Source organism: uncultured Intestinimonas sp., assembly GCF_944387245.1.
GTDB lineage: Bacteria > Bacillota > Clostridia > Oscillospirales > Oscillospiraceae > Intestinimonas.
The window spans coordinates 1-6,312 of sequence record NZ_CALXEE010000098.1 but is presented as its reverse complement, the minus strand read 5'-3'; the positions used below and the strand labels follow the sequence as shown (position 1 = coordinate 6,312).

The 6,312-nt window shown below is 64.6% G+C and carries 6 protein-coding genes; 4 read left to right on the top strand and 2 right to left on the bottom strand.

Annotated features, from left to right (window positions below; all coding sequences use genetic code 11):
• Positions 1-17: 17 nt before the first annotated feature.
• Together Q0K15_RS10220 and Q0K15_RS10215 are read right to left on the bottom strand one after the other, a co-directional pair.
• Positions 18-692 carry a YoaK family protein gene (locus tag Q0K15_RS10220; RefSeq protein ID WP_294515747.1) on the bottom strand — a complete coding sequence of 225 codons (675 nt, stop codon included), beginning with the start codon at positions 690-692 and terminating at the stop codon, positions 18-20.
• Entirely contained in the window at positions 689-1,300 is a 612-nt protein-coding gene (locus Q0K15_RS10215; RefSeq protein WP_294515746.1) for a uracil-DNA glycosylase, read from the bottom strand. Before Q0K15_RS10215 ends, Q0K15_RS10220 begins: the two co-directional genes overlap by 4 nt.
• Positions 1,301-1,746: 446 nt before the next feature.
• Here Q0K15_RS10215 and aspS point away from each other — a divergent pair, with 446 nt between their 5' ends.
• The 4 genes from aspS to gatB are packed head-to-tail and all read left to right on the top strand — an operon-like array spanning position 1,747 to position 6,300.
• On the top strand, positions 1,747-3,069 hold the full coding sequence (gene aspS / locus Q0K15_RS10210) for an aspartate--tRNA(Asn) ligase (RefSeq protein WP_294515745.1): 1,323 nt from the start codon (positions 1,747-1,749) through the stop codon (positions 3,067-3,069).
• A 16-nt stretch (positions 3,070-3,085) separates the two neighbouring features.
• Positions 3,086-3,373: an Asp-tRNA(Asn)/Glu-tRNA(Gln) amidotransferase subunit GatC gene (gene gatC, locus Q0K15_RS10205; protein ID WP_294515744.1), complete on the top strand. Its 288-nt coding sequence runs from the start codon at positions 3,086-3,088 to the stop codon at positions 3,371-3,373.
• A 12-nt stretch (positions 3,374-3,385) separates the two neighbouring features.
• Positions 3,386-4,867 (top strand): Asp-tRNA(Asn)/Glu-tRNA(Gln) amidotransferase subunit GatA, encoded by a 1,482-nt coding sequence (gene gatA, locus Q0K15_RS10200; protein WP_294515743.1) that lies wholly within the window; start codon positions 3,386-3,388, stop codon positions 4,865-4,867.
• On the top strand, positions 4,864-6,300 hold the full coding sequence (gatB, locus tag Q0K15_RS10195) for an Asp-tRNA(Asn)/Glu-tRNA(Gln) amidotransferase subunit GatB (RefSeq protein WP_294515742.1): 1,437 nt from the start codon (positions 4,864-4,866) through the stop codon (positions 6,298-6,300). Before gatA ends, gatB begins: the two co-directional genes overlap by 4 nt.
• Positions 6,301-6,312: the final 12 nt, after the last annotated feature.

Genomic DNA, 6,312 nt, shown 5'->3' with positions numbered 1-6,312 from the left:
TTCATGTGCTTTTTTGTTCAGACGGCCTCCTGAGGCGCCCGGAACATGGCCAGGAAAATGATGACCAGCATGCCGCAACAGAGGAGAATGGCCTGTTCGGCCAGCACGCCGGTGCCCCAGACGCCCAGGGCACCGCCCAGCAGGAAGCACAGGATGATGCCATAATACTGGAAGCTGCGTTTTAGGGCGGTGCTGTCCCGGCCACGGAGACCGTGGTAAAGCAGTTCGGTGCCGCTGCGCAGGTTGCCGGTGCACATGGTGGTGGCCAAGGCATTGCCACGGATCTTGCGGAAGGTCTCCACCTGCATAGCGCAGACGAAGGAGACGGCGGCGTTGACAGCAGCGTCCCAGGGCCCCTGTGGAAGAAAGGCGGTGACCAGGAGAATAAGAGCCTCCAGCGCCACCACCGCCTGCCGCCAGTGGAGCGAATGGGAGACACGGAAGTGGTCCCGGATCAGTTCAGCGACCACGATCCCCAGGGCGAAGGACAGGATGGGGGGCAGGTAGCGGGGAAGGGCGGTCAGGTCTCCCTGGGCCAGCCGGATGGCCAGTAGTACCAGGTTGCCGGTCTGGGCGTTGGAGAAGACGCCGCCCCGGGTGAAGTAAGTATAGGCGTCCAGAAAGCCGCCGCCCACGGTGAGCAAAGCTCCCAGGGAGTAAGCTTCAGACATTTGGATAGAGCGTTCTGTCATGAGGGGGTCCTCCCAGCGTTCCGGCCCAGGGGCACCACCCCCGCGTAGGTGTCCGGACAGACTTCGTAGATTTTGGCCTGAAGCTTTTTCAGGTCCTCAAAGGCCTCGGGCCGTTTCCGGAGGTCACGGAGAAGGGCGGAGGGGTGGTACATGGCCATCATGTAGACCCCGGCCTTCTCAAACCACTGTCCGTGTTCCCGGGTGATCTTGAAATCCTCCCGGATGAGCCGTATGGCGGCGATGCGGCCCAGACAGACGATGATCTTTGGCCGAATCAGAGCCACCTGGTTGCGGAGATAGCCAATACAGGCTTCGATCTCGGTGTTAAGGGGGTCGCGGTTCTGTGGGGGACGGCACTTGACCATGTTGCCGATGAAATAGCGGGAGCGGTCCAGATCGATGATAGAGAGCATCTCGTCCAAAAATTGTCCGGCCCGGCCCACAAAGGGGCGGCCGGTGAGATCTTCCTGTTCGCCAGGGCCCTCACCGATGAACATGAGATCGGCGGTGCGGAGGCCCTCGCCAAAGACCACGTGGTGCCTTGTTTCACACAGAGAACAGTTCCGGCAGCCGCTGCAGGCGGCCTCCAGATCGGTCCAGTTGAGCATTGTTCAAACGCCTCTTTTCTTGGTGGGGAATGGAGCGCATAAGCAGTATAGCATAAAATCCCGCAGACAAAAACCAGTTTTCGCAGAAAAATTAGGAGTTGACATTTTGCGGAAAAGCGCATATACTACGTCCAACAAAGGCAATGAACGAGACCGCCCCCTGTGAGGGCCGCCAGAGAATCCGGGTCACCGACTGAGAGCCCGGTCCGGCAGGATGGGGAGGCGCAACACTCTGCGAGCCGGAGATTCGAGCCTGCCAAAGTGCGGGGGAGGGTCTCACGTGTTCCCGCGTTAAGGGAGACAAGGGGCCGTTTCAAGGGTGAAGCGGCAAACTTTGGGTGGTACCGCGGATTTTTCCGTCCCGAAGCTGTTGTAAGCAGCTCCGGGGCGTTTTTTTATTTTTTGACGGTAAAACACCCCAAAACAGCTGAAAGGGCGTGAACGGTATGGAATTCATCACTGGGACCAAGACGAGCGGAGGACTGGCGTACAACGACATCCTGGAGGGCGGACGGCGAAACCAGACCGTTCAGGTCTCCGGCATGGTCCACGTAAAGCAGTCTGTGGGCGGCGGCCTCACTTTTCTGAAGCTGCGGCTGCGGGACGGCCTGCTCCAGTGTGTGTGCGGCGGTCTGGACCTCAGTCAGGTCCCGGAGGAGGCCGCCGTCACGGTGACGGGCACCCTCCGGGAGGAGCCCCGGGCCCCCGGCGGCGTGGAGTTGGCAACTGAGTCGGTGGAGGTCCTCTCAAGGCCGGCGGAGCCTATGCCGGTGCCGGTGGCCAAGGCCAAGCTCAACGTCAACCTGGACACCGAGCTGGGCCTGCGGCCGGTGCTGCTGCGGCACCTGCGGGAGCGCAGCATCTTCCGGGTCCAGGCCGCTCTGAGCCGGGCTTTTCGGGAGTACCTCCAGGGGCAGGGCTTCACCGAGGTCCACACCCCCAAGATCGTCCACGCCGGAGCGGAGGGCGGCTCCAACATCTTCCGGCTGGACTACTTCGGCCGCAAGGCCTTCCTGGCCCAGTCCCCCCAGTTCTACAAGCAGACCATGGTGGGGATCTATGAGCGGGTCTACGAAGTGGCTCCCGTGTTCCGGGCGGAGAAGCACTCCACCGCCCGCCACCTCAACGAGTACACCTCCATGGACTTCGAGATGGGCTTCATCAAATCCTTTGCCGACGTGATGGAGGTGGAGACCGGCTTCCTGCGGTACGCCATGGACCTTCTCAAGCGGGAGTACGCCGACGACATCGCCCGGCTGAAGCTGGCCATCCCACAGGTGGACCAGATCCCCGCCGTCCGCTTCGATGAGGCCAAGCGCCTGGCGGCGGAGAAGTACGGCTACAAGATCCGGGACCCCTACGACCTGGAGCCCGAGGAGGAGCACGCCATCGGGCGCTACGCCCGGGAGGAGTGGGGCAGCGACTTCGTCTTCGTCACCCACTACCCCGGCAAGAAGCGGCCCTTCTACGCCATGGACGACCCAGACGACCCCCGGTATACTCTCTCCTTCGACCTCCTCTTCCGGGGGCTGGAGGTCACCACCGGCGGTCAGCGTATCCACGACTACGCCCAGCAGGTGGCCAAGATGGAGAAGCTGGGCATGGACACATCGGAGTTCGAGAGCTATCTCATGATCCACAAGCACGGCATGCCCCCCCACGGCGGCCTGGGCATCGGCCTGGAGCGGCTGACCATGCAGCTGTGCGGCCTGGACAACGTGCGCTACGCCAGCCTGTTCCCCCGGGACCTGAGCCGGCTTGAACCGTAAGGATGGAGGTTTTACGATGAAGATTACAGAAGAGATGGTGGATTATGTCTCCATCCTGTCCCGGCTGAAGCTGCCCCAGGAGGAGAAGGAACGCATGACCGGCGAACTGGAGCAGATCCTGGTCTATATGGACGTGCTGGACGGTCTGGACACCAGCGGCGTGGAGCCCATGAGCCACGTCTTCCCCCTGAAGAATGTGCTGCGGCCGGACGAGGTCGTGCCCTCCGGGGACCGGGCGGCGCTGCTGGCCAACGCCCCGGTGCCCGACGAAGAGGCCTTCCTGGTGCCCAAGACAGTGGAGTAAGGAGGATCGGACATGGAACTTTGGGAATATACCGCCCTGGAGCTGGGCGGACTCATTCAGAAGGGAGAGCTCTCTCCCACCCAGGCCGCTCAGGCCGCCCTGGACCGGATGGCGGCGGAACAGGACCGGAACAACGCTTTCGTCACCTGCCTGGACGGGGAGGCCGTCCTGGCCCAGGCAGCCGACGTGGAAAAGCGCCTGGCGGCGGGGGAGAAGCTCTCCCCCCTGGCCGGCGTGCCCATGGCCCTGAAGGACAACATCTGCACCAAGGGGGTGCGGACCACCTGCGCCTCCAAGATTTTGGGGGACTTCACGCCCCCCTATGACGCCACTGCGGCGGAGAAGCTCAAGGCCGCCGGCGGGGTGCTGCTGGGCAAGCTGAACATGGACGAGTTCGCCATGGGCTCCACCTCGGAGACCTCCTACTACGGCCCCACCCGGAACCCCTGGGATCTGGACCACGCCCCCGGCGGCTCCTCCGGCGGCGCCGCCGCCGCCGTGGCGGCGGGGGAGTGCTGGTACGCCATCGGCTCCGACACCGGCGGCTCCATCCGCCAGCCCGCCTCCTACTGCGGCGTCACCGGCCTGAAGCCCACCTACGGCTCCGTGAGCCGCTACGGCCTCATCGCCTACGCCTCCTCCCTGGATCAGCTGGGCCCCCTGGCCCGGTCCGCCGACGACTGCGCCGCCGTGCTGGAGCTGATGGCGGGGAGGGACCGCCGGGACGGCACCAGCCTGGACAACGGCTGGGGCAGCCTGACGGCGAGCCTCACCGGGGACCTGAAGGGCCTGCGGGTGGGTCTGCCCGCCGACTGCTTCGGCGAGGGCCTGGACGAGGAGGTGCGCGCCGCCGTGCTGGCGGCCGCCGAGGTGCTCAAGGCCCGGGGAGCCGTCGTGGAGGAGTTCTCCTTCCCCATGATGAAGTATGTGGTGCCCACCTACTATATCATCGCCGCCGCCGAGGCCATCTCCAACCTGTCCCGGTTCGACGGCGTCAAGTACGGCTGGCGGGCCGAGGGCTACGAGGACCTCACCGACCTCTACGAGAAGACCCGTACCCAGGGCTTCGGCGCCGAGGTCAAGCGCCGCATCCTGCTGGGCACCTTCGTCCTCTCCGCCGGCTACTATGACGCCTACTACAAGAAGGCCCTCCAGGTGAAGGCCCTCATCAAGGGGGCCTACGACGAGGCCTTTGAGAAGTACGACCTCCTCCTCACCCCGGTGGCCCCCACCACCGCCCCCAGGCTGGGGGAGAGCCTGGGTGACCCCCTGAAGATGTACCTCTCCGACATCTACACCGTGCCCCTGAACCTGGCCGGTCTGCCGGGGCTGTCCATGCCCTGCGGTTTTGACGGCCAGGGGCTGCCCATCGGGGCCCAGCTCATCGGCCCCGCCCTGGGGGAGGCCAAGGTCCTCAATGCCGCCCATACCTTCCAGCTGGACACCGACTATCACAGACAAAGCCCCGCCAGAAAGGAGGCGCAGGCCAAATGACCTGGGAAACTGTTATCGGTCTGGAGACCCACGTGGAGCTCTCCACCAAGACCAAGATCTTCTGCTCCTGCACCACCGAGTTCGGCGGCGCCCCCAACACCCACTGTTGCCCGGTGTGCATGGGCATGCCCGGCACCCTGCCGGTGGTCAACGAGAAGGTGCTGGAGTACGCCGTGAAGGTGGGCCTGGCCCTGGACGGGGAGATCACCCGGTCCTGCCGGTTCGACCGGAAGAACTACTTCTACCCCGACCTCCCGAAGGCCTACCAGATCTCCCAGCTCTATCTCCCCATTGTCCGCAATGGCAAGCTCACCATCCACACCGAGTCCGGCGGGGAGAAGACCATCCGCATCCACGAGCTCCACATGGAGGAGGACGCCGGCAAGCTGGTCCACGACCCCTGGATCGACCAGACCCGCTGCGACTACAACCGCTGCGGCGTCCCCCTCATCGAGATCGTCACCGAGCCTGACTTCCGCTCCGGGGAGGAGGTCATCGCCTACCTGGAGAAGCTGCGCTCCACCCTCCAGTACCTGGGGGTCTCCGACTGCAAGATGCAGGAGGGCTCCCTGCGCTGCGACGTGAACCTGTCGGTGCGCCCCGCCGGCTCCGACGAGCTGGGCACCCGCACCGAGATGAAGAACCTCAACTCCTTCAAGGCCATCGCCCGGGCCATCGAGTACGAGGCCAGGCGGCAGATCGAGCGCATCGAGGAGGGCAAGCGGGTGGTCCAGGAAACCCGCCGCTGGGACGAGAACAAGGACGCCACCTTCGCCATGCGCTCCAAGGAGAACGCCCAGGACTACCGCTACTTCCCCGAGCCCGACATCCCGCCCCTGGAGATCGGCGAAGACTACCTGGAGCGGCTCCGGAAGGAGCAGCCCGAGATGGCTGAGACCAGAATGGCCCGGTACCAGGAGGATTGGGGTCTGCCCGTCTACGACACGCAGATGCTCACCAGCCAGAAGGCCCTGGCCGAATTCTTTGAGGCCACGGTGGCCCTGGGGGCGCCCCCCAAGCAGGCCGCCAACTGGATCATGGGCGAGGTCCTCCGCCGGCTGTCCGCCGACGGCCTGGAGGCTAAGGATATGGCCTTCACCCCCAAGACCCTGGCCCGGCTCATTGAGCTGGTCCAGACCGGCGCTCTCAACCGCAACACCGCCGTCAAGGTCTTTGACGCCGTCTTCGCCGACGACGCCGATGTGGACGCCTACGTGAAGGAGCACGGCCTGGAGCAGGTCTCCGACACCGGCCTGGTGGGGAGCGTGGTGGACAAGGTCCTCGCCGCCAACCCCAAGTCCATCCAGGACTTCAAGTCCGGCAAGGAGAAGGCCTTCGGCTTCCTGGTGGGCCAGGTCATGCGGGAGCTCAAGGGCCAGGCATCCCCCCAGGTGGTCAACCAGACCCTGCGTGACAAGCTGGAACAGCTGTAACGACAATAGGCG

Bases quoted from the DNA above. Each gene is read 5' to 3' on its own strand.
- gatA (WP_294515743.1), top strand. From the start codon at position 3,386: ATGGAACTTTGGGAATATACCGCCCTGGAGCTGGGCGGACTCATTCAG.
- gatC (WP_294515744.1), top strand. From the start codon at position 3,086: ATGAAGATTACAGAAGAGATGGTGGATTATGTCTCCATCCTGTCCCGG.
- gatB (WP_294515742.1), top strand. From the start codon at position 4,864: ATGACCTGGGAAACTGTTATCGGTCTGGAGACCCACGTGGAGCTCTCC.
- Q0K15_RS10215 (WP_294515746.1), bottom strand. From the start codon at position 1,300: ATGCTCAACTGGACCGATCTGGAGGCCGCCTGCAGCGGCTGCCGGAAC.
- aspS (WP_294515745.1), top strand. From the start codon at position 1,747: ATGGAATTCATCACTGGGACCAAGACGAGCGGAGGACTGGCGTACAAC.
- Q0K15_RS10220 (WP_294515747.1), bottom strand. From the start codon at position 692: ATGACAGAACGCTCTATCCAAATGTCTGAAGCTTACTCCCTGGGAGCT.